The sequence below is a fragment of the Enterococcus sp. AZ091 genome (assembly GCF_051714805.1).
Lineage (GTDB): Bacteria > Bacillota > Bacilli > Lactobacillales > Enterococcaceae > Enterococcus_D > Enterococcus_D gallinarum.
Window position 1 is genome coordinate 1,788,692 of the sequence record NZ_JBIOSO010000001.1, and the last position, 23,485, is coordinate 1,812,176.

General features: G+C 41.5%; 18 protein-coding genes. 17 read left to right on the forward strand and 1 reads right to left on the reverse strand.

The annotated features are described in order from the left end of the window. Positions 1 to 130: 130 nt before the first annotated feature. The 12 genes from ylqF (at position 131) to IGJ28_RS09020 (ending at position 13,448) form a co-directional block, all read left to right on the forward strand. Positions 131 to 1,000 (forward strand): ribosome biogenesis GTPase YlqF, encoded by an 870-nt coding sequence (gene ylqF, locus IGJ28_RS08965; RefSeq protein ID WP_003126974.1) that lies wholly within the window; start codon positions 131 to 133, stop codon positions 998 to 1,000. Continuing rightward, positions 984 to 1,748, forward strand: a complete 765-nt coding sequence (locus IGJ28_RS08970; RefSeq protein WP_029486958.1) for a ribonuclease HII — start codon at positions 984 to 986, stop codon at positions 1,746 to 1,748. Before ylqF ends, IGJ28_RS08970 begins: the two co-directional genes overlap by 17 nt. A 64-nt stretch (positions 1,749 to 1,812) precedes the next feature. After that, a complete protein-coding gene (dprA, locus tag IGJ28_RS08975; RefSeq protein ID WP_252711827.1) occupies positions 1,813 to 2,685 on the forward strand; it encodes a DNA-processing protein DprA in 873 nt (290 codons plus the stop codon). A gap of 144 nt (positions 2,686 to 2,829) precedes the next feature. Then, positions 2,830 to 4,908, forward strand: coding sequence for a type I DNA topoisomerase (gene topA / locus IGJ28_RS08980; protein WP_438845332.1), 2,079 nt, complete (start codon positions 2,830 to 2,832; stop codon positions 4,906 to 4,908). Between the two features lie 236 nt (positions 4,909 to 5,144). After that, positions 5,145 to 6,452: an FADH(2)-oxidizing methylenetetrahydrofolate--tRNA-(uracil(54)-C(5))-methyltransferase TrmFO gene (trmFO, locus tag IGJ28_RS08985; RefSeq protein ID WP_003126978.1), complete on the forward strand. Its 1,308-nt coding sequence runs from the start codon at positions 5,145 to 5,147 to the stop codon at positions 6,450 to 6,452. Between the two features lie 112 nt (positions 6,453 to 6,564). Next, positions 6,565 to 6,990, forward strand: a complete 426-nt coding sequence (locus tag IGJ28_RS08990; RefSeq protein WP_252711894.1) for a hypothetical protein — start codon at positions 6,565 to 6,567, stop codon at positions 6,988 to 6,990. 13 nt (positions 6,991 to 7,003) lie between these two features. After that, a complete protein-coding gene (locus tag IGJ28_RS08995) occupies positions 7,004 to 8,455 on the forward strand; it encodes a flotillin family protein (protein WP_113849899.1) in 1,452 nt (483 codons plus the stop codon). Between the two features lie 403 nt (positions 8,456 to 8,858). Further along, a complete protein-coding gene (xerC, locus tag IGJ28_RS09000; RefSeq protein WP_005472287.1) occupies positions 8,859 to 9,776 on the forward strand; it encodes a tyrosine recombinase XerC in 918 nt (305 codons plus the stop codon). 25 nt (positions 9,777 to 9,801) lie between these two features. Next, positions 9,802 to 10,344: an ATP-dependent protease subunit HslV gene (hslV, locus tag IGJ28_RS09005; protein ID WP_003126982.1), complete on the forward strand. Its 543-nt coding sequence runs from the start codon at positions 9,802 to 9,804 to the stop codon at positions 10,342 to 10,344. Positions 10,345 to 10,358: 14 nt separating this feature from the next. After that, complete coding sequence (gene hslU, locus IGJ28_RS09010; RefSeq protein ID WP_005472293.1) at positions 10,359 to 11,756, forward strand: ATP-dependent protease ATPase subunit HslU; 1,398 nt, start codon at positions 10,359 to 10,361, stop codon at positions 11,754 to 11,756. A gap of 13 nt (positions 11,757 to 11,769) precedes the next feature. After that, complete coding sequence (gene codY, locus IGJ28_RS09015) at positions 11,770 to 12,561, forward strand: GTP-sensing pleiotropic transcriptional regulator CodY (RefSeq protein WP_003126985.1); 792 nt, start codon at positions 11,770 to 11,772, stop codon at positions 12,559 to 12,561. Between the two features lie 11 nt (positions 12,562 to 12,572). After that, entirely contained in the window at positions 12,573 to 13,448 is an 876-nt protein-coding gene (locus IGJ28_RS09020) for an aldose 1-epimerase family protein (protein WP_113849898.1), read from the forward strand. Positions 13,449 to 13,512: 64 nt separating this feature from the next. On the opposite strand, the gene plsY is transcribed toward IGJ28_RS09020, so the two are convergent. Continuing rightward, entirely contained in the window at positions 13,513 to 14,142 is a 630-nt protein-coding gene (plsY, locus tag IGJ28_RS09025) for a glycerol-3-phosphate 1-O-acyltransferase PlsY (protein WP_438845333.1), read from the reverse strand. 278 nt (positions 14,143 to 14,420) lie between these two features. Here plsY and parE point away from each other — a divergent pair, with 278 nt between their 5' ends. The 5 genes from parE to IGJ28_RS09050 all read left to right on the forward strand — a co-directional run bounded on the left by parE (position 14,421) and on the right by IGJ28_RS09050 (position 23,378). Next, complete coding sequence (parE, locus tag IGJ28_RS09030; protein ID WP_003126988.1) at positions 14,421 to 16,445, forward strand: DNA topoisomerase IV subunit B; 2,025 nt, start codon at positions 14,421 to 14,423, stop codon at positions 16,443 to 16,445. Positions 16,446 to 16,456: 11 nt separating this feature from the next. Then, the gene (gene parC / locus IGJ28_RS09035) at positions 16,457 to 18,919 is read left to right on the forward strand and encodes a DNA topoisomerase IV subunit A (RefSeq protein ID WP_003126989.1); all 2,463 of its coding nucleotides are present in this window, start codon (positions 16,457 to 16,459) and stop codon (positions 18,917 to 18,919) included. A gap of 269 nt (positions 18,920 to 19,188) precedes the next feature. Then, entirely contained in the window at positions 19,189 to 21,417 is a 2,229-nt protein-coding gene (gene pflB, locus IGJ28_RS09040) for a formate C-acetyltransferase (RefSeq protein WP_003126991.1), read from the forward strand. A 192-nt stretch (positions 21,418 to 21,609) separates the two neighbouring features. Then, positions 21,610 to 22,365: a pyruvate formate-lyase-activating protein gene (pflA, locus tag IGJ28_RS09045; protein ID WP_003126995.1), complete on the forward strand. Its 756-nt coding sequence runs from the start codon at positions 21,610 to 21,612 to the stop codon at positions 22,363 to 22,365. Between the two features lie 86 nt (positions 22,366 to 22,451). After that, positions 22,452 to 23,378, forward strand: coding sequence for a manganese-dependent inorganic pyrophosphatase (locus tag IGJ28_RS09050; RefSeq protein WP_438845334.1), 927 nt, complete (start codon positions 22,452 to 22,454; stop codon positions 23,376 to 23,378). Positions 23,379 to 23,485 lie beyond the last annotated feature (107 nt).

Sequence of the window (23,485 nt, forward strand, 5' to 3'; positions counted from 1 at the left end):
CCAATTAAACCAATTCGTGTTAAAATGCGTAGGATACTCGGCAATCAGGAAATTTTCTCGATTCGTCCGATACTTTTAAGAGAAAGCCAAAACAATGTCTGAAAAAGACTGGTATGAAAGGAAATTAATTATGAGTACCATTCAATGGTTTCCAGGCCACATGGCCAAAGCAAAACGTGAAGTAAGCGAAAAACTAAAATTTGTCGACATCGTGTTTGAACTTGTAGATGCTCGTCTCCCCATTTCTTCAAGAAACCCCATGCTGGATCAAATTTTACAACAAAAGCCACGCTTGATCTTGATCAATAAAGCAGACTTGGCTGACCCTCAGCAAACAAAACTCTGGGAAGGCTATTTTAGAAAACAAGGTTTCTTAGCCATGGCGATCAATGCTCAGGATAGTCAAGGAATCAAAATGATCGTTCCTAAAGCAAAGGAAGTTCTGCAAGAAAAAATTGCTCGTGACAAAGCTCGTGGGCTCAAACCACGTCCGATAAGAGCAATGGTCATTGGGATTCCTAATGTAGGAAAATCAACATTGATGAATCGCTTAGTCGGCAAAAAAATTGCTCAGACTGGGAATAAACCAGGTGTTACCAAAGGGCAACAATGGTTGCGTTTTGGTACAGAATTGGAATTGCTGGATACACCAGGAATTCTCTGGCCTAAATTTGAAGATCCTGAGATTGGCAAAAAATTAGCTTTGACTGGCGCTATCAAAGATCAACTCATCCATTTAGATGATATTGCTTTGTTTGGGTTAGACTTTTTTGCTCGCTACTATGAAGGAAGAATTGCTCAGCGTTATTCACTTTCTGCGGAAGAAGAACAATGTCTAGCACCAGAACTATTGATGAAGATCACTGAAAAACGTGGCTACAAAGACAATTATGATCGCGGTAGTGAATTAGTCGTTTTTGATATTCGACAAGGGAAGCTGGGAAGGTACACATTAGATCGTTACGAGGAGTTAGGTGAAAAAGATGAAAGAGCCGATTAAAACTATCAAAGAGCGACTATTTGCCGAGGAGGTTGACCCGGCTTATGTGGCTCAACTGATGGCAGACGAACGCTCTGGTGTCCAAAAGCTGATTACCAAGTATCAAAATCAGCAGCGTAAACAGCGACAAATGCAAGAAAAATATGCAGAAATGTCTGTATTTGAACAAGAACTCTATCAGAAAGGGCTTCGGTTTGTTGCCGGTTTAGATGAAGTCGGCCGGGGACCGTTAGCTGGGCCTGTAGTTGCCGCGGCAGTGGTTTTACCGAAGAATTGCGGGATCATTGGCTTGAATGATTCGAAACAACTTTCTGCGAAAAAAAGAGAAGAATTATTTATTGAGATCCAAAATAAAGCGGTAGCGATTGGCATCGGTATTGCAGATCATGAGGAAATTGATCGTGTGAACATTTATCAAGCCAGTAAGAATGCGATGAAACGAGCGCTAGCTGACTTATCGATTACACCAGAGCATTTATTGGTGGACGCTATGACGCTTGATACCGATATTCCTCAGACCAGTCTGATCAAAGGGGATGCGCGGTCGATCTCTATCGCTGCTGCAAGTATCATGGCTAAGGTATTTCGGGATAATTTAATGAAAGATTATCATGGTGTTTTTCCTCATTATGGATTTGATCAAAATGCTGGTTACGGTACGAAAACCCATTTAGAAGGATTAGCTGCCCATGGGATTTGTCCTATCCATCGCAAAACGTTTGCACCAGTAAAACAGTATGTAAAATAATTCATCAAACAGCCTCATTTTTACGAATCTTATTAGTGAGATTCTTTAGAAATGAGGTTGTTTTATGTACTATCAGGAATGTACGCCCTTCGATAAAATCCTCCTTCGCTTGTCATTTGTACAAGGAGTCGGTATTCAAAGTCAGTGGCGGGTGGTCAAAGGCTGCCTCGCACAAGAAAATTGGACTATAACGGCTGAAGAAGTTATTCAAATGACAGGGATCACACGCAATATTCGTCGTTTTCAACAGTCGTGGCATCAGTTGACAGAGAGTGACTTAGCGGAAAAAATGGCCAACCAGTCATTTATCACCTTTTTTTCAAAAGACTACCCACCTGCACTGAGAAAAATCGCTGATCCACCATTGATCCTCTTTTACGAAGGGAATCTGGCATTACTCCAAAAGCCTTCACTGGCTGTTGTCGGTGCTAGACAAGCGACAAGCTACGGTCAGCAGATTTGTAGAAAAATCATTCCGGAACTAGTGAAAAAGAAGTACTTGATCGTTAGCGGCCTTGCCCAGGGATTAGATAGTTTCGCCCATGAAGCAGCGATTGAAAGTGGTGGACAAACCATTGCAGTTATAGGAACGGGACTGGATCAGTGTTATCCTAAGAGTTCGCAACGTCTTTATTCTCAGATCAAGCAGGAACATTTGCTGGTTAGTGAATATTCGCGAGGAACATTGCCGCATAAACATCATTTTCCCATGCGGAATCGACTGATTGCGGGAATCGCACAGGCAGTTTGTGTGATTGAAGCCAAAGAAAAGAGTGGCTCTTTGATTACTGCACAGTTGGCTTTAGAAAATGGGAAGGATGTATTTGCCGTGCCTGGAGAAGCTTTGACCGATCGATCAAAGGGGTGTCATCAGTTGATTCAAGATGGAGCAAAATGCACGCTGACAGCAGAAGATATCTTAGAAGAATTGCCTTAGGCTTTTGAACTTATGATGATCCTTTCTTGACAAAACTTTTTCTGAAAGCTATGATAAGCTACGATTTGGATGTTTGGAAAGCAAGTGGATTGTTTGCCGAATATATTATAGTAGGAAAAAATGAAGGAAGGAGCCATTTTTTATATGGCATATAAATATCTAGTGATCGTGGAGTCGCCAGCAAAGGCGAAAACCATTGAAAAATACCTCGGGCGCAACTATAAAGTTGTTGCGAGTGTTGGACATATTCGTGATTTGCCGAAAAGCAAAATGGGCATTGACGTCGAAAATGACTATGAACCTCATTACATCTCGATTCGCGGCAAAGGCGATGTCATCAAGAGCCTTCGTTCTGCAGCTAAAAAAGCAGAAAAAGTTTATCTCGCAAGTGACCCGGATAGAGAAGGGGAAGCTATTGCTTGGCATTTAGCTTTCTTGCTAGGACTAGATTTAAAAGAAAAGAACCGGGTCGTTTTTAATGAAATCACAAAAGATGCAGTTAAAGCTGCGTTCAAAGAACCTCGTACGATTGATGTCGATTTAGTAGATGCGCAGCAAGCTCGTCGGGTGTTGGACCGTCTGGTAGGTTATTCAATTAGTCCAATTTTATGGCGCAAAGTCAAAAAAGGATTGAGTGCGGGCCGTGTTCAGTCAGTAGCATTGAAAATCATCATTGATCGCGAAAAAGAAATCCGCGAGTTTATACCTGAAGAATACTGGAGTATCGATGGCAACTTTAAAAAAGCAACGAAAAAGTTCAAGGCGGCTTTCTGGGGGCTAGATGGTAAAAAGAAAAAACTACCAAACGCTGAAAGCATCAAAGAAGTGACCGATCGTTTAGATGGCAAAGATTACCAAGTGACCAAGGTAGAAAAGAAAGAACGAAAACGCAATCCTTCGGCTCCTTTTACAACCAGCAGTCTTCAACAAGAGGCAGCCCGCAAACTGAATTTCCGTACACGTAAAACAATGATGGTAGCCCAACAGCTTTATGAAGGAATCCCATTAGGCAAGCAAGGAACGGTGGGGTTGATCACCTATATGCGTACCGATTCTACACGGATCGCGGATACAGCTAAAGGAGAAGCAGCGGAATTCATCGAAACAACCTATGGCTCAGCTTTTTCAGCTCATGGTGGCAAGAAAATCAAGAATGCGCAAGGGGCGCAAGATGCCCACGAGGCTGTACGTCCTACAAGCGTCATGCGTACACCAGAAGAAATGGAAAAGTACTTGGACAAAGATCAGTTGAAACTCTATCGCTTGATTTGGTCTCGTTTTGTAGCCAGCCAAATGACTCCTGCGATTTTGGATACAATGAAAGTGACGCTACAGCAGAATGGCGTCATATTCATAGCTAACGGATCCAAAATCAAATTTAAAGGATTCATGCAAGTGTATGTTGAGGGACGAGATGACGGCAAAGAAGACAAAGAGAATATTTTGCCGGAATTAAACGAAGGGGACGTTGTTCAGTCGATCTCTATCGAACCAAAACAACACTTCACACAACCACCTGCTCGTTTTAGCGAAGCAACGTTGATCAAAACTTTAGAAGAAAATGGTGTAGGGCGTCCATCGACTTATGCACCAACTTTAGAAACGATCCAACGGCGCTATTACGTTAAATTAACTCAAAAACGTTTTGAACCAACTGAATTGGGAGAAATCGTTAATTCGTTGATCGAGGAATTCTTCCCTCAAATCGTCGATACCCATTTCACAGCCGAGATGGAAAGCAGCTTAGACAGTATTGAAGCGGGCAAACAAGAATGGATCAAAGTCGTGGACCAATTCTATCGACCATTTGAAAAAGAATTATCCAATGCGGAAGAAAATATTGAGAAAATCCAGATAAAAGATGAACCCGCTGGCTTCGATTGCGATATTTGCGGTCATCCAATGGTCATCAAGCTAGGTCGTTATGGAAAATTTTATGCTTGTAGCAATTTTCCAGATTGTCGAAATACAAAACCGATCGTCAAAGAAATCGGAGTGGAATGTCCAGTTTGTCACCAAGGACAAGTTGTTGAAAGAAAATCCAAGAAGAACCGAATTTTCTTTGGCTGCACACGCTATCCAGAATGTGACTTTACGTCATGGGATAAAACAGTAGGCAGAAACTGTCCAAAATGTGACAACTATTTGGTTGAAAAGAAAGTCAAAGGCGGCAAGCAAGTCGTTTGTATCAAAGGTGATTATGAGGAAGATGTTCAAAAGTAAGCTATCGATCGTTTTTGACCTCTCAATAAAAAAATGAAGTGAGCGCAAGAAGTATCTGCTGAGAGACAGCAGACTTCTGCGTTCCTTTTCAAAAAACAGAGCTGTGACACAAGGAATAGAATAAAAAATAAGCAGAGACAAACGATGATCTGAAGATCAGCATCTGCCAATGTAAGGGTTATTTTTTGTTTTGATGACTTTTGGCACAGACTCTTTTACTATAAAGGAGACGAAGTATGAAAAAAATCAATGTAATTGGTGCTGGATTAGCAGGAAGCGAAGCTGCTTGGCAAGCCGCTGAGGCAGGAGTGGCTGTCAATTTGTATGAAATGCGTCCTAAGAAAACGACAGAAGCCCATCATACGAATAATTTTGCGGAACTTGTTTGTACAAATTCTCTTAGAGGAAACAATTTAACCAATGCAGTAGGTGTTTTGAAAGAAGAAATGCGCCGCTTGAATTCGGTTATTATCTCTTCGGCCGATCAGACAGCGGTTCCGGCTGGTGGTGCACTAGCAGTTGATCGGGACGATTTTTCTGAATTAGTTACAAAGCGGGTGAAAGAACATCCGTTGGTAACAGTGATCGAAGAAGAGATCACCGAAATCCCAGAAGGAATTACGGTAATCGCTACTGGACCATTGACTTCAGAACCGTTATCCAAGGCGATTCAAGCATTCAATGGGTCGGAAGGCTTCTATTTCTATGATGCCGCAGCGCCAATCATTGATAAATCAACTATTGATATGGATAAAGTTTACTTGAAATCACGATACGACAAAGGAGAAGCAGCATACCTGAATTGCCCGATGAACGAAGAAGAATTTTATGCCTTTCGTGAAGCCTTGGTAAATGCCGAAGTCGCTCCTTTGAAAGAGTTTGAAAAAGAGAAATTCTTTGAAGGCTGTATGCCAATTGAAGTGATGGCCTCTCGTGGTCCAAAGACGATGTTGTTTGGACCAATGAAACCTGTTGGTTTGGAAGATCCTAAGACAGGCAAACGGCCTTATGCAGTGATCCAATTGCGTCAAGATAACGCTGCTGCCTCGTTGTACAACATTGTAGGTTTCCAAACGCATCTAAAATGGGGAGAACAAAAACGGGTCTTTCGGATGATCCCTGGATTAGAGCAAGCTGAATTTGTCCGCTATGGTGTAATGCATCGGAATAGTTTCATGAACTCGCCAGAACTTCTGCAACAAACCTATCAATCTCGCAAACGTGATGACTTGTTTTTTGCTGGTCAAATGACAGGAGTAGAAGGGTATGTTGAAAGTGCGGCTAGCGGTCTAGTAGCTGGAATCAATGCAGCAAAACTTGCAAAAGGGGAAGAACCAATCATCTTTCCGCAGGAAACAACAATCGGCAGCATGGCGTATTACATTACGCATGCAGAAGGCAAACATTTCCAACCAATGAATGCCAATTTTGGCTTGCTTCCTGAACTGCCCGAACGAATCAAAGATAAAAAATCCCGTTATGAGGCATTGGCTAATCGTGCGCTTACAGCTTTAGAGGCTGCCAAAGAAACAGTTGCAAATTAATTGTCGAAAACTTTCTCACGAGAAATTGTTGAGAAAGTTTTTTTTTGAATTGTCTTGAAACTTGGTAGCGGTTATCATATGATTAACAGTAACAATAGCGAAGGTGGTGACGATCGTGATTGGGGAATGGGTCACATTGCTTCAAGAGTATCTGCAGCAGTTTCCATCTTATATTCAAATAGTGGGCTGGCTGATTGTACTATTTGTTTTGATATTTGCCTTTTTTCTGCTTTTCAGTTTGTTGCTAGGCCCGTTTATGTGGCTTTTCAATCGCTTGACAGATAAAAATCGCAGCAATGTTCTTGGTCATGAAGATTTTTTGATTGGTGAATTGACAGAAAAGATCGTCGGAAATACCCTCGGTGAAGTGATGGAGATTGGCAGTAAGACAGCGCGTTCTGTTTATCCGGCAAAGTTCTATAAAGAAGAGGATATTCGGGAAAAGCGAGAATTACCAGTCGGAACCAAAGTGATTATTGTTGATTTTGACAAAAAAGGTATTGCTTTAGTGGTAGAAAACCACAATTTTATTGAATAGGGAGTGTTGGAAAATGTTAGATACAGGGAATGCATTAGATTTTTTAAGTAATCCAATTTTATGGATCATCGTTTTAGTCGTGTTATTGATCGCATTTTTAATGATTCGTTACCGAATCGGCAAGCCAGATGAAGCGTTGATCGTAACGGGGTCATTTTTAGGTAAAGAAGGCATCAAGATTTTAAAAAATAGCGGAACATTCGTGATCCCAATTGTTCAAAAAGCACATAAATTGAGTTTACTGACGCATAAACTTGAAATTGGCACACCAGAAGTTTATACCGAACAAGGGGTACCGATCAAAGCAAGCGCGACGGTTTTAGTTAAAGTTGGTAACAGTACGGAATCGATCAAAACAGCTGCCGAACAATACTTAGGCAAATCAACCGGCGAGTTGGAAGATGAAGCACAAGAAGTACTGGAAGGCCACTTGCGGGCGATTCTAGGGACAATGACCGTTGAAGCAATTTACAAAAATCGAGATGATTTTGCGGAACAAGTGCAAGAAGTCGCATCTACCGACTTGAAAAAAATGGGATTAGAGATCGTTTCATTTACGATCAAAGATGTTAGTGACAGTAACGGCTACTTAGATGCCTTAGGACGACCGCAGATTGCTGAAGTGAAGAAGAATGCAGAAGTTGCAGAATCAAATGCATTAAGAGAAACACGAATCAAGCAAGCCGAAAATGAACAGTTGGCACAGCACGAGGAAATTCGTCGCCAAACGGAAATCGCAGAAGCAACGAAAGATATGGCATTGAAACAAGCACAATACAAACAAGAACGGGAAGTAGCAGATGCTAAAGCAGAACAGATTGCTGTGGGCGAAAAAATGAAAGTCCAATTGATCGAACAAGAAAAGAACATCGAGATCCAAGAAAAGCAAGCTGAACTGACGGAAAAAGAATTGAATGCTACAGTCCGTAAAAAAGCAGAAGCCGATAAATATGTTGTAGAACAAAATGCCTTGGCAGATAAAGCAAGAGAAATTGCTCGTGCCCAAGCAGAGGCTGAAAAAGTGAAACTAGCTGCCCAAGCAGAAGCAGAGAGAATCGAAAAACTCGGTTCGGCAGATGCTGAAAGAATCGCTAAAGTCGGTCAAGCAGAAGCCGAAAGTCGCGAAAAAATGGCGATTGCTTTAACTAAACTGAATGAAGCAGGTATTTTGATGGAATTCATCAAAGTATTGCCTGAAATTGCCAAAGAAGTTAATGCGCCACTTAGCAACATCGATAAAGTGGTCAGCTTTGGAGGCAACGACGGACTCCACGACATGGGAGAAGCCGGCTTGGCACGGACATTTGATACTATCAAAGAAACAACTGGCCTCGATTTAGTCAATCTCATTAATCAAACCATGTCTACTAAACAAGGAAACAAAGAGTTAGTAGCAGCCATCGAAAGCCAAAAGCCAGTAGAAAATCAACCAAACACAGACAATGACACCCAACCAATCGAATAACCCAAACAACGCACTCAAACGAGTGCGTTTTTGCTGCGAATCACAACGAGTGGCTTGCGAAGCAAGGCAGAGTTGATGATGAGCAGCGGCGAGCAAAGCGAGGGTAGCAACCTTGATAGAATTTTCTACGGCTGACTCTGGAAAGAGTGGAACGCAAGTTCTACTTAGTTCACAGTGAGAAGCTACTGTAGGCAAAGCATATGCCAAGTTGAATTTGGGGCAAATCCTTCGCAAGTTTTCGTGTAAATCATAACAATCAAAAAAAGCTTCGAGAAACCTGCGGATCTTTTCTAAATTCTCCCTTAAAGAATTTTCATAATTATGTCTAAACTTTGAAATATTGGTTAAATTCTGACAATTCGTTTGTTTTTTTTAAAACTCTATGATACAGTTATTTCGAGTCATGAAATGGGGGATTAGTTTGCCGGAGAACGAACTTCAAAATGATTTTTTTCGTTATCTAATTGTTGAACGAGGCTATTCTGATAAGACCAAGTCTGCTTACCAAGAAGACATGGAGGATTTCTTTCGTTTTTTAAAAGAGTCTGGCAATGAAGACTTTCTTGCCATTGATCACCGTGACGTCAGAGTATACCTTAGTTTTTTGAATGAGCGCAATTACAGTCGCAATTCGATCAGCCGTAAAATGGCCAGTTTGCGGTCGTTCTATCACTTTTTAACGAAACACGAAGTCATTAAAGAAAATCCATTCGCTTATATTCACTTAAAGAAAAAGAACGCAAAATTACCGCGTTTTTTTTATGAAAAAGAAATGGAGGCACTTTTTGAAAGTGTAAAAGGGCACGAACCTTTGCAGCAACGAAATCGAGCTTTGTTGGAGATCCTGTATGGATCCGGACTGCGGGTCAGCGAATGCAGCAACCTGACCTTGTCAGACGTTGATTGGGAGAATGGTGTATTGTTGATCCATGGGAAAGGAAACAAGGATCGTTATGTTCCTTTTGGCAGCTATGCGCAAGAAGCGTTGCGAGACTATGTCTCAGCTGGACGCCAACAGTTGATGGAGAAACACCACAAACGGCATGAGATTGTTTTCGTCAATCATTTAGGTGACGGAATCACAGCGACGGGGATTGAGTATGTGTTGAATCAAATCATTCGCAAAAGTAGTTTGGACAGCAAGATCCACCCCCACATGTTGAGGCACACATTTGCCACTCACTTATTAAATCACGGGGCTGATATGCGGACCGTTCAAGAATTGTTAGGCCATGCCAACTTATCTACGACGCAGATCTATGCCCATGTCACAAAAGATAGCTTGCAAAAAAATTACCGCCAATTTCATCCAAGAGCTTAAAAATTGGCGACAGGAGGAAAGAATTATGAAATCACCTTTTCATTCAACAACGATTTGTGCTGTTGAAAAAGATGGCAAATTCGCAATGGCCGGAGATGGTCAAGTAACAATGGGAGAACAAGTCGTCATGAAGGGGACGGCACGCAAAGTACGCCGAATCTATAACGGTGAAGTCGTAGTTGGATTTGCTGGAAGTGTGGCAGATGCTTTCACACTGGAAGAAAAATTTGAAGGAAAACTCAATGAATACAACGGCAACTTACAACGTGCTGCTGTTGAGTTAGCGCAAGAATGGCGGACACAGCAATCGATGCAGAAACTAGAAGCAATGCTGATCGTGATGAATCAGGAAGAAATGCTCTTGGTTTCTGGGACAGGAGAAGTCATTTCACCCGATGAAGGGATTTTGGCTATCGGTTCTGGCGGCAATTATGCACTCGCTGCAGCCAGAGCGATGAAACGTTACGGCGGTGATCTTTCTGCAAAAGAAATTGCTGAAGGAGCATTGAATATCGCCGCTGATATTTGTGTCTTTACCAATCACAACATTATTGTTGAAGAGTTTTAAAGAGGGATGAAGCTATGACAAATCAAAATATATCACCAAAAGAAATCGTCAAAGAATTAGATCAATACATTGTTGGCCAAACTAGTGCCAAGAAATCTGTTGCAGTAGCTTTACGTAATCGCTACCGTCGTCTCCAGTTGGATGAGAAAATGCAGCAAGATGTGACGCCGAAGAATATTTTAATGATCGGACCGACTGGTGTCGGAAAAACAGAAATTGCTCGTCGATTAGCGAAGATCGTTGATGCGCCTTTCGTTAAATTAGAAGCAACTAAGTTCACCGAAGTCGGTTATGTCGGACGTGACGTGGAATCAATGATTCGGGATCTTGTGGAAAATGCCATCCAGATCGTAAAAAAAGAGCAATACAAAAACGTTCGGCTGCAGGCAGAAAAGAAAGCCAATCGTCGACTGGTTAAAGTACTGGTACCTGGAATCAAAAAAGAGCAAAAGAAATCTGCGAATCCATATGAACAAATGATGAATATGTTCAATCCTGGGCAGCAGGCAGAAGAACCAAAAGAAGAACTGACGGACGAAATCCGCAGCAACCGTCAAGCCATTTATGAGCAATTAGAAAAAGGCTTATTGGACAATCGTGAAGTAACGATCCAGGTGGATGAACCAAAAACACAGTCACCAATGATGAACAATGGATTGGAACAAATGGGGATCGATTTGAATGAAACATTAGGTGCATTGAAACCGCAAAAGAAAATCGAACGGACAGTAACGGTAAAAGAAGCTCGAGAATTATTGATCCAAGAGGAATCTTCAAAATTAGTGAATGATGCGGATATCCATAGTGCGGCATTGCGTTTAGCCGAATCTAGCGGGATCATCTTCCTTGATGAAATCGATAAGATCACATCAAAATCGCAACAATCAGGCGAAGTTTCTCGTGAAGGTGTGCAACGGGATATTTTACCGATCGTGGAAGGGTCACAAGTCAACACGAAATACGGCCCTTTACAAACCGACCATATCCTATTCATTGCTTCAGGTGCCTTTCATTTGTCAAAACCAAGTGATTTGATCCCTGAATTACAAGGACGCTTCCCGATTCGTGTAGAACTTGATGATTTAACGAAAGAAGACTTTGTCAAGATCCTGACGGAGCCAAACAATGCTTTGATCAAGCAGTATATTGCCTTGTTGGGAACAGAGAATGTGACAGTCACTTTTACGCTGGAAGCAATCCAAAAAATTGCGGAAATTGCCTTTCAAGTGAATCGCGATACAGATAACATTGGCGCCCGTCGCTTACACACAATTCTAGAAAAGTTACTTGAAGACTTATTGTTTGAAGCATCCGACATGCAAATGGGAGAAATCACTATTACAGAAGCGTACGTTGAAGACAAACTTGCTTCTATTGCCAAAGATGAAGACCTAAGCCGGTATATTTTATAAAGGGAGAGAACCAATGAAAACACTTTTAGAAAAGACACGACAAATCAATGAATTACTGCAACAAAAAAATACCTTCAATCTGGCATCTGATTTGCCTTATGATAAAATGGCGGTTATTTTAGGTGACATACTCGATAGCAATGCTTATATTATCAGTAGTGACGGTAGTGTTTTGGGATTCGTTGAGACGCATGATGTCAACAATGAACGTATCAAAAAGATGTTTGTAGAAAAACAGTTTCCTAAAAATTATACAAGTTTAGTAGATAATTTATCTTCGACAGAAGCAAATGTTCCCATCAGCAACGATATGACTGCTTTTCCTATTGAGATGCGGGAGTTATATCCGAATGGTTTAACAACAATCGTGCCCATTTATGGTGCAGGCGAACGGTTGGGCACGATCATTTTGTCTCGGATTGAAAAAACGTTCGATGACGATGATCTAGTCTTAGCAGAATACAGTGCAACTGTAGTTGGCATGCAGTTTCTTTATCAAAAATCCCGCAATATCGAAGAAGACGTTCGTAGTGCGACTGCCGTACAAATGGCGATCAATACACTGTCATACAGCGAATTGAAAGCTGTCCAAGCGATTTTTGAAGCATTAGAAGGGGATGAAGGACGTTTGACCGCTTCTAGTATTGCGGATCGAATCGGTATTACACGTTCTGTTATTGTAAATGCATTGCGCAAACTGGAATCAGCAGGTATTATTGAGTCACGTTCCTTGGGAATGAAAGGAACGTATTTAAAAGTGTTGAATAGTCGTTTCAAAGAGGAATTGAACAAACATCAATATTAGGAGATGGCGATATGACAGTTACGATCAGCGCAGGGCATTTGCAGGCAACAATTGCCGAAAAAGGAGCCGAACTGCAAAGTTTGATTGATGTGAATACCAACTTAGAATATATTTGGCAAGCTGATCCTGCACATTGGGGAAAGCATGCACCAATCTTATTTCCGATAGTGGGTGCGTTGAAGGACAATCAATACCGCTACAAAGGTGAAACGTATCATCTGCCACGGCATGGTTTTGCTCGAGACATGATGTTTGAAGTCGTGGAGCACAAAGTAGATTATGTTCGTTTACTACTAGCTAGCAGTGAGGAGACAAAGAGCAACTATCCCTTTGATTTTCAGTTGTTTGTTAGTTACGAATTAGGTGGAGACGGTCTTGTAGTCAAGTATCAAGTCGTAAATGATAGTCAGGAAGACATGTTCTTCTCTATCGGTGGTCATCCTGCATTCAATGTACCGTTAGGAGAGGATAATGTATTTGAAGATTTTTATCTCACATTCTCACCTAAGAAATCTCGTGTAAAATTGCCGTTGGTAGGCAATTATATCGATCTGGAGCAGCGGACATTGGGACAAACGAACACTGATCTACGGTTGACTCATGAGATGTTTAAGAACGATGCCTTGATTTATGAAACGAAAGGGTTGAATTCATTTTCGATCCGCAGTGAAAAATCTCCTCACAGTGTGACATTGAGCTATAATAATATGCCTTACGTTGGCTTTTGGACGACTTATCCAGTAGAATCTCCTTTTTTATGTATTGAGCCATGGGTAGGTATTGCAGATACCTTAGAGACTAGTGGCGAACTACATGAAAAAACAGGAATCCAACGCTTGGCAGCCAACGAGCAATTTGAAACGAAATATTCGATCACAGTTAAGTAAGCCTATGTGAATAAGAAAAAAAGAAGCTGGGACGAAAGTCATGAATGACTTTTCCCAGCTTCTCCTATTCTTTTTTATTAAGACCAAAAGAGATACGGCTCTCTGTGCCGTCTTTGATCCGCTTGATATTTTCACGATGACGGATAAAAATAAAACAGGTGACACCAATTGCGATACACGTCAATAACCAATTTTGTTTTGGTAAAATCATTGGTGCGACATAAGGCACTAGGATTGTCGACAAAGTGATCAAGCAGGCTGCAATCATACTTGTCAGGCTGACCATGCTGGTTATGAACAAACAAATCACAAAAATAAGTGCTGAATAAATGAAGAAAATTGGATTGTAGCCTAAAAGCATGCCTGCGCTGGTCGCCACCGCTTTCCCGCCTTTGAACTTGGCAAAAATTGGAAACGTGTGACCTAGAATAGCACAAACACCAAACCAAAGAGGATTGATTGTTGTGACTGAAAAGATCGCCGGCAAACAAGTAGCCAAGGTACCTTTCAGAATATCCATCAATAAAACAATGACGCCAGCTGATTTGCCAAGAACACGAAAGGTATTCGTAGTTCCTGTATTCCCGCTGCCAAATTGGCGAATGTCTTTTTTGAAGAATAGCTGACCGATCCAGACACCAGAGGGAATCGAACCGAGCAAATAAGCAATAAATAGTAACAGAATCGTCTTCATGATAACCCACTTTCCTTGAAAGTCTAGAGCAATTTTAGCATGAAACCGTCGCAGCAACAATAAGAAAATACTGAAGCTATGGATAAACGAGCAATGATAGATGGATCATCCAAAAGCTAAAAGTGACTTTGCCTTGTCGAACGGTAGGAAAAAGGATAAGATAGTTTAGAAAAATGTTCGCTTGAAAAAAGCCGATTTTATGTTAAGATTTTTTTTGCGAATCATTCATGTTGGGTTTCCGCGGAAACCCACTTAATTTAGTTAAAGGAGCGGTGGCTTTGGCAAAGAAAACCACAGAGTATAATGATGCCTCGATACAAGTCCTAGAAGGCTTGGAGGCAGTGAGAAAGCGACCTGGTATGTATATCGGATCGACTGACGGCCGAGGCTTGCACCATTTGGTCTACGAAATCGTTGATAATGCGGTCGACGAAGCACTATCAGGATTCGGGAATGAAATTGATGTCACTATCCACAAAGACAATAGTATCAGTGTGCGAGACAATGGTCGTGGAATGCCGGTGGGAATGCATGCTTCAGGAATCCCAACAGTCGAAGTCATCTTTACTGTACTGCATGCTGGCGGCAAATTCGGCCAAGGGGGCTATAAGACATCAGGCGGACTCCACGGAGTGGGTGCCAGTGTCGTAAATGCGCTATCAAGCTGGCTAGAAGTTTCTATCGTACGAGATGGTATCGAATACCAAGAGAAATTCAAAGATGGTGGCAAACCTGACGGTACATTGAAAAAAATCGGAAAGACGCGGAAAGCAACTGGAACAACCGTACGTTTCAAGCCGGATGACACGATTTTTACAACAACGAAATTTTCTTATGACACGTTAGCAGAACGATTGCGAGAATCAGCTTTCTTATTAAGAGGAGTGAAAATCACCCTAACAGATGAGCGGGCTGAATTGCAGCAAGAGGTCTTTTTATTTGAAGAAGGAATCAAAGAGTTTGTTGATTATTTAAACGAAGAAAAAGATACATTGACGCCTGTTGTGTATTTTTCTGGCACAAAAGAAGCAATCGAAGTGGAAGTTGCTTTCCAATATAATGATGGGTATTCCGAAAATGTCCTATCATTTGTAAATAACGTGCGTACGAAAGACGGCGGTACCCATGAAGTGGGAATGAAGATCTCTATGACTAAAGCTTTCAATGAATATGCTCGAAAGGTCGGCCTGCTGAAAGAAAAGGACAAAAATCTGGAAGGCAGTGATTTTCGGGAAGGTTTAGCGGCAGTTCTGTCGATTCGGGTACCAGAGAATCTGCTTCAATTTGAAGGTCAAACAAAAGAAAAACTAGGAACGCCGATCGCACGAAATGCGGTAGACAATGTGATTGGTGAACAACTGGGTTATTACTTGCAAGAAAATAGCGAGATGAGCCAAATGCTTGTCCGTAAAGCCATCAAGGCTCGGGAAGCGCGGGAAGCTGCTCGGAAAGCACGAGAAGAAAGCCGCAGTGGGAAAAAACGCAAAAAGGGCGAATCGTTGTTATCTGGAAAATTGACACCAGCCCAGTCTCGTAATCCGAAAAAAAATGAGTTGTACTTAGTCGAAGGAGACTCGGCTGGTGGATCAGCCAAACAAGGCCGAGACCGTAAGTTTCAAGCAATTCTTCCGTTACGTGGAAAAGTCATCAATACCGAAAAAGCCAAAATGCAAGACATTTTGAAAAATGAAGAAATCAATACTATGATCTACACGATCGGCGCAGGTGTCGGTCCAGAATTTTCGATCGAAGACTGCAATTATGACAAAGTGATCATCATGACCGATGCAGATACAGATGGTGCTCATATCCAAGTCTTGTTGCTGACCTTCTTTTATCGCTATATGAAACCATTGATCGAAGCTGGCAAAGTTTATATTGCATTGCCGCCTTTGTACAAAGTTTCAAAAGGCCTAGGCAAAAAAGCCGTAGTTGAATATGCCTGGACAGATGACGAATTAAACGCGGTGACCAAAAAAATTGGTAAAGGCTATATGCTGCAGCGGTACAAAGGGTTAGGTGAGATGAATGCAGATCAACTTTGGGAGACAACGATGGACCCAGAAACAAGAACATTGATCCGTGTTCGAATCGATGATGCGGCACAAGCGGAACGACGGGTTACTACATTGATGGGTGATAAAGTAGAACCGCGGCGGAAATGGATCGAAAGCCATGTCCAATTCAGCTTGGAAGAAGACGGCAGTATTTTAGAGAAAAAAGAAGAGACGATCCCTGGATTGGTCGAAGAAAAATTACAAGAAGCTGAGCAAATTTCAGCAATCAGCTTGTCTGAGGATTAGGAGGGGATCTCTTGGAACATAAAAATAATATACAAGAATTAACATTAGAAGAAGTGATGGGGGACCGTTTCGGCAGATACTCTAAATATATTATCCAAGAACGGGCATTACCGGATATTCGAGATGGCCTAAAGCCCGTTCAGCGACGAATTTTGTTTGCCATGAATCAAGATGGAAATACTTATGACAAAGGATTTCGTAAGTCCGCAAAATCTGTAGGGAATATCATGGGGAATTTTCATCCCCATGGAGATTCCAGTATTTATGAAGCCATGGTCCGTATGAGTCAAGACTGGAAATTAAGACAAATCCTGATCGAAATGCACGGGAATAACGGGAGTATGGATGGTGATCCGCCAGCAGCTATGCGTTATACAGAAGCCCGTTTGTCTGAATTAAGCGGAGAATTATTGAAGGATATTGAAAAAGATACCGTTGAGTTAGTTTGGAATTTTGACGATACCGAAAAGGAACCAACTGTTTTGCCAGCAAAATATCCCAATCTGCTGGTCAACGGGTCGACAGGGATCTCTGCCGGTTATGCAACTGAAATTCCCACACACAATTTAAGTGAAGTCATTGACGGAACGATTTATTTGATTGATCACCCGAACGCCTCATTGGATAAATTGATGGAATTCATTCCAGGTCCAGATTTCCCAACTGGCGGCATCTTACAAGGAAAAGAAGAAATCAAGAAGGCATATGAAACAGGTCGCGGGAAAGTGATCTTACGTTCAAAGACTAGAATCGAAGATATCAAAGGCGGCAAACAGCAAATTGTCATCAATGAGATTCCTTACGAAGTCAATAAAGCGAATCTGGTCAAAAAAATGGATGAGATTCGTTTAAACAAAAAAATCGATGGGATTGCCGAGGTCCGGGACGAAACGGACCGTACCGGTTTGCAAATTGTGGTTGAGCTGAAAAAAGATGCCAATGCTCAAGGAATTTTGAACTATCTATTTAAAAATACGGAACTGCAAATCAACTACAATTTCAACATGGTAGCCATCGATGAAATGCGGCCGCAGCAAGTCGGGTTGAAACATATCTTAGAAAGTTATGTGAAACACCGTCGGGAAGTCATTGCTAAGCGGAGCCGCTATGAGCTGAAGAAAGCGCAGAAACGTCAGCACATCGTTGATGGGTTGATGAAGGCTCTTTCGATCCTCGATGAAGTGATCGCGACAATCCGCAGCAGTAAAGACAAAAAAGATGCAAAAAATAATCTGGTCGTTCAGCATGGGTTTACAGAAGAACAGGCAGAAGCCATTGTAACATTGCAATTGTATCGCTTGACTAATACAGATATCACGCAATTACAGGCAGAAGCCCAAGAATTAGCTGAAACGATTCGCGAATTGACGAAAATTTTGAATGAAGAAACGGAATTATTAAAAGTCATCAAAAAAGAGCTAAGAGAAATCAAGAAGAAATACCACTCTGATCGGATGACCGAGATTGAAGCAGAGATCCAAGAAATCAAAATCGAGACCCAAGTACTTGTCGCCCAAGAAGATGTTGTGGTAACTGTTACGACAGATGGCTATGTCAAACGCAGCAGCTTGCGGTCTTATGGCGCTTCTAAGCCAGAAGAGTTAGGCATGAAAGAAGGCGATGCACTGCTTTATAGCGGGCAAGCAAGCACATTGGATCATTTGTTGCTGGTGACCAATAAAGGGAACGTCATTTATCGCCCCATTCATGAGTTGCCGGATCTCAAATGGAAAGATCTAGGGGAACATATTTCGCAAACGGTAATGAATCTAGCGACCGAAGAAACCATTTTAGCTGTATTCACCTATCAAGAACTTGATCCGCAAAAGAATTTCGTGCTGATTAGCAAAAACGGTATGATTAAACAAACAAGAATGACAGAATTTGAACCTTGGCGTACGTACAAGAGTCGGCCATTGACTATGATGAAACTAAAAGATGAGGCCGATGAACTTGTCAACGTGTATTTAGCGGATCAAAATGAGCCGTTGGATGTCTTTCTAGTTAGTTATCGTGCTTTTGGCCTACGCTATCCATTAGCCGAAGTGCCTGTTGTAGGACCAAAAGCTGCTGGAGTCAAAGCGATGAATCTTAAAGAAGATGATCAGATCGTCAATGGATTATTGGTTTACTCGGAAGGAGATACGCCTGTAATCATGGTCACTCAGCGAGGGGCGGTCAAACGAATGCTGGCTCAAGAAATCAGTCAGTTAGGACGAGCGAAACGAGGACTGATGGTTCTCAGAGAGTTAAAGAAAAATCCTCATCGGATTGTTTATATGGGAAGCGGTGAAAACCAATCCCTGATTTTGACTACTCAAAAGGGGCAAATGATCGAGATCGAGACGAATCAAATCCCAATCAATGACCGGACATCGAATGGGTCCTTTGTTACCGATGAAAAATCCGGTGGCTTGATCCATGAAGTTGCTCGAGTGATTGATCCTGCGATTCAAGAAGATTCTGTACTATAAGTTAAATGTAAAACACGCATCTGTACCAATACAGACGCGTGTTTTTTTCTATATAATTAATTTTTCACATTTTCAAAAAATGGACTTTAATAAAAAATTCACATTTAAAAAACGTTGATTTAAAAGCTGTTTCGTTGCGTTTTATGTTTTAATAGCTAATTTTGTTAAAAATAATTCTTGTAAATGCTTGCAATGCAAACGCTTTGTGTTATACTATTCACGTAAAGCTGTTACACTTAGTGAACAGAAAATTTAAGGAGGTCCATCAAATGGAACAATGGAATGGATTTAAAGGAAAAACTTGGAAAGAAGAAGTTAACGTACGCGACTTCATCCAAGAAAACTACACACCTTATGACGGAACAGACGAATTTTTAGCTGGCCCAACTGAAGCAACTACAAAGCTTTGGGATCAAGTTATGGACTTGAACAAGCAAGAACGTGACGCTGGCGGCGTTTTAGACATGGATACTAAAATCGTTTCAACGATTACTTCTCACGGCCCGGGCTATTTGAACAAAGAGTTAGAAACAGTTGTCGGGTTCCAAACAGACAAACCTTTCAAACGCAGCTTGCAACCGTTCGGCGGTATCCGAATGTCAGAACAATCAGCAGAATCTTATGGGTATGAAATTGATTCTGAAGTTTCTCACATCTTCCGTGACTACCGTAAAACACACAACCAAGGTGTATTTGATGCGTACACTCCTGAAATCAGAGCTGCACGCCGTTCTGGTGTTATCACTGGACTTCCTGATGCTTATGGTCGTGGTCGTATCATCGGTGACTACCGTCGCGTAGCATTGTATGGTGTGGATTACTTGATCAAAGAAAAACAACAAGACTTGTTGTATTGCGGCAATGGCACGATGTCAGACGATATCATTCGCCAACGTGAAGAATTAAGTGAACAAATTCGCGCATTAAGCGAATTGAAAGAACTTGGTACAATCTACGGGTTTGATATTTCTCAACCTGCACAAACTGCAAGAGAAGCATTCCAATGGTTATATTTAGGCTATCTAGCAGCCATCAAAGAACAAAACGGAGCAGCAATGTCTCTAGGACGTACGTCAACTTTCTTGGATATCTATGTAGAACGCGACCTTAAAAATGGCGTGATCACAGAAGAAGAAGCACAAGAAATCGTTGACCATTTCGTAATGAAACTTCGTCTAGTGAAATTTGCTCGTACACCTGAATACAATGCATTATTCTCTGGTGACCCAACATGGGTTACAGAATCAATCGCCGGGATGGGTGAAGACGGACGCCACATGGTAACTAAAAACAGCTTCCGTTTCTTGCACACACTAGCAAACTTGGGACCAGCTCCAGAACCAAACTTGACTGTTTTGTGGTCAACACGCTTGCCACACAACTTCAAAACATTCTGTGCGAAAATGTCTATCCAAACATCAGCAATCCAATATGAAAACGATGATGTAATGCGTGGACATTGGGGCGATGACTATGGAATCGCATGTTGTGTATCTGCTATGCGCATTGGTAAACAAATGCAATTCTTCGGGGCTCGTGCGAACTTGGCGAAAACGTTGTTGTATGCAATCAATGGCGGGGTCGACGAAAAATCAAAAGCGCAAGTGGGACCTAAATTCCAACCAATCACTTCAGAATATCTTGATTACAATGAAGTAATGGAAAAATATGACACAATGATGGACTGGATTTGTGATTTGTATGTCAATACATTGAACATTATCCACTACATGCATGATAAATATTCTTATGAACGAATTGAAATGGCCTTACAAGATACAGATATCTTGCGTACGATGGCTACTGGTATCGCTGGATTCTCTGTAGCAGTTGACTCATTATCTGCTATCAAATATGCGAAAGTCCGCACAATTCGTGACGAAAACGGCATCGTTGAAGATTACGAAATCGAAGGCGACTATCCTAAATATGGAAACAACGATGATCGCGTAGACGATATTGCTGTTAACCTATTGAAAACTTTCATGAAGAAAGTAAAACGCACAAAAACTTACCGTAACTCAAAACATACAACATCGATCTTAACGATCACTTCAAACGTCGTTTATGGTAAGAAAACAGGGAACACTCCTGACGGACGCCGCGCTGGTGCGCCATTTGCCCCAGGTGCGAACCCAATGCACGGCCGCGATACACACGGTGCGTTGGCTAGTCTTTCATCTGTTGCGAAATTGCCATATGACTATTCATTAGATGGTATTTCAAATACATTCTCAATCGTACCTAAAGCATTAGGACGTGACGACGAAACACAGCAAGAAAACCTAGCAACTATGTTGGATGGTTATGCAGCAAAAGGTGGTCACCACTTGAATATCAATGTATTCAACCGCGACACATTGCTTGATGCACAAGCGCATCCAGAAAAATACCCACAATTAACAATTCGTGTATCAGGTTATGCAGTTAACTTCATCAAGTTGACAAAAGAACAACAAGATGACGTTATCGCTCGTACCATGCACGAAGCAATGTAATAGCAAAAAAAAGGCGGCGGATGGAACATTCCGCCGCTATTGTTATGAATCACTGCGACTGCGAAGCAGAGCAGATGATGACAAGCGTAGTTTGTTCATCAAACTATTGCCTCACTGCGAGTACGGGCGAGGAATCAATGGAATAAAACGATGCAACTTTATTTTTAGTTTCTTCAAGAAAGGAAGAGCAACATGTCAGTAACAGGACATATTCATTCAACAGAAAGTTTCGGATCAGTGGACGGACCAGGTATTCGTTTTATTGTCTTTATGCAAGGATGCCGGATGCGTTGTGAGTTTTGTCATAATCCAGATACTTGGAAAATCGGTGCCGGTATCGAACGGACGACAGATGACGTACTGGAAGAAGCACTCAAATATCGAGAATTTTGGGGAGAAAAAGGTGGGCTGACTGTTAGTGGCGGAGAACCATTGCTTCAGTTGGACTTCTTGATCGATCTTTTCCGGAAAGCCAAAGCTGCAGGGGTGAACACCACCTTAGATACGTGCGGAAAACCTTTTACTCGGGAAGAACCTTTTTTTAGCAAATTTCAAGAGTTGATGACTGTCACTGATTTACTATTATTTGATATCAAGCATATTGATAATGATGCTCATAAGAAGCTGACCACACAATCCAACGACAACATCTTAGAAATGGCAAAATACCTTTCAGAAATCAATAAGCCAGTCTGGATCCGTCACGTGCTGGTGCCATTCAGAAGTGATTATGATGAGTTTTTGATCCGTTTAGATGCGTTTATCAAGACGTTGAATAATGTAGATAAAGTAGAGATTTTACCTTATCACACAATGGGTAAATATAAATGGGATGAATTAGGGCTGAAGTATCCACTGGAAGGAATTGAGCCGCCAACACAAGATCGCGTGAAAAATGCAAAAGAGTTGCTTCATGTCGATGACTATAAAGGTTATCTTACCCGTTAACAAGCGTAAAGAAGATAACTATTGATTCTTTCCTATTTTTTGCTATCATTAGAAAGTGGAAAATGAATGAATTAGGAGCGATCATTATGTCGAAAATATTAGTATTTGGACACCAAAATCCTGATACAGATGCTATTGGAGCAGCAATTGCTTTTGCGCACTTGCAAAAGCAATTAGGAAAAGATACCGAAGCAGTTGCTCTGGGAACACCAAACGAAGAAACGCAATTTGCTTTGTCTCATTTTGAACTTGAAGCCCCGCGTGTGATTGAGCAGATTGAGGCTGGTTCAGAAGTGATGCTTGTGGATCATAATGAGTTTCAACAAAGTGCAGAAGGGATAGCAGAAGCTGCCATTTTAGCTGTAGTTGACCATCATCGTATCGCCAATTTTGAAACTGCAAACCCTCTCTACTACCGTGCAGAACCTGTTGGCTGTACGAGTACGATCGTGTTGAAATTATACCGTGAGGCAAATGTAGAGATTCCCGCAGCTATTGCCGGAATCATGTTGTCAGCGATCGTTTCAGATACATTGTTGTTCAAGTCACCTACATGTACTGAGGAAGATATCGCCGCTGCAAAAGAGTTAGCAGCAATTGCTAATGTGGATTTAGATGCGTATGGTCTGGATATGTTGAAAGCTGGAACAAATTTAACAACCAAAACGGCTGCTGAGTTGTTGGATCTAGATGCAAAAAGTTTTCCGATGGGTGGAAAAAACATTCGTATCGGTCAAGTAAATACAGTGGATTTGAATGAAGTGTTTAGCCGCCAAGAAGAGCTAGAAACAGCAATGAAGGCCGAAAATCAGGCAAAAGGCTATGACTTGTACTTATTAGTCGTTACTGATATTTTGAACAGCAATTCTGAATTGCTAGTGATTGGAGAGCCAACTGCACCGGTTGAAGCGGCGTTTAACGTTGTCTTGACAGCAAATCGTGCATTCTTACCTGGGGTTGTTTCTCGTAAAAAACAAGTTGTGCCGCAATTAACTGAAAGCTTTAATAACTAATAGCTGACAGGATAATACGGGCAAAAAAGATGAACATTTGAATTTGTCGGACAATCAGCAACTGCAGTCCTTTCACTGTAATAATGAAAGGTTTTTGGCTAGCAGGG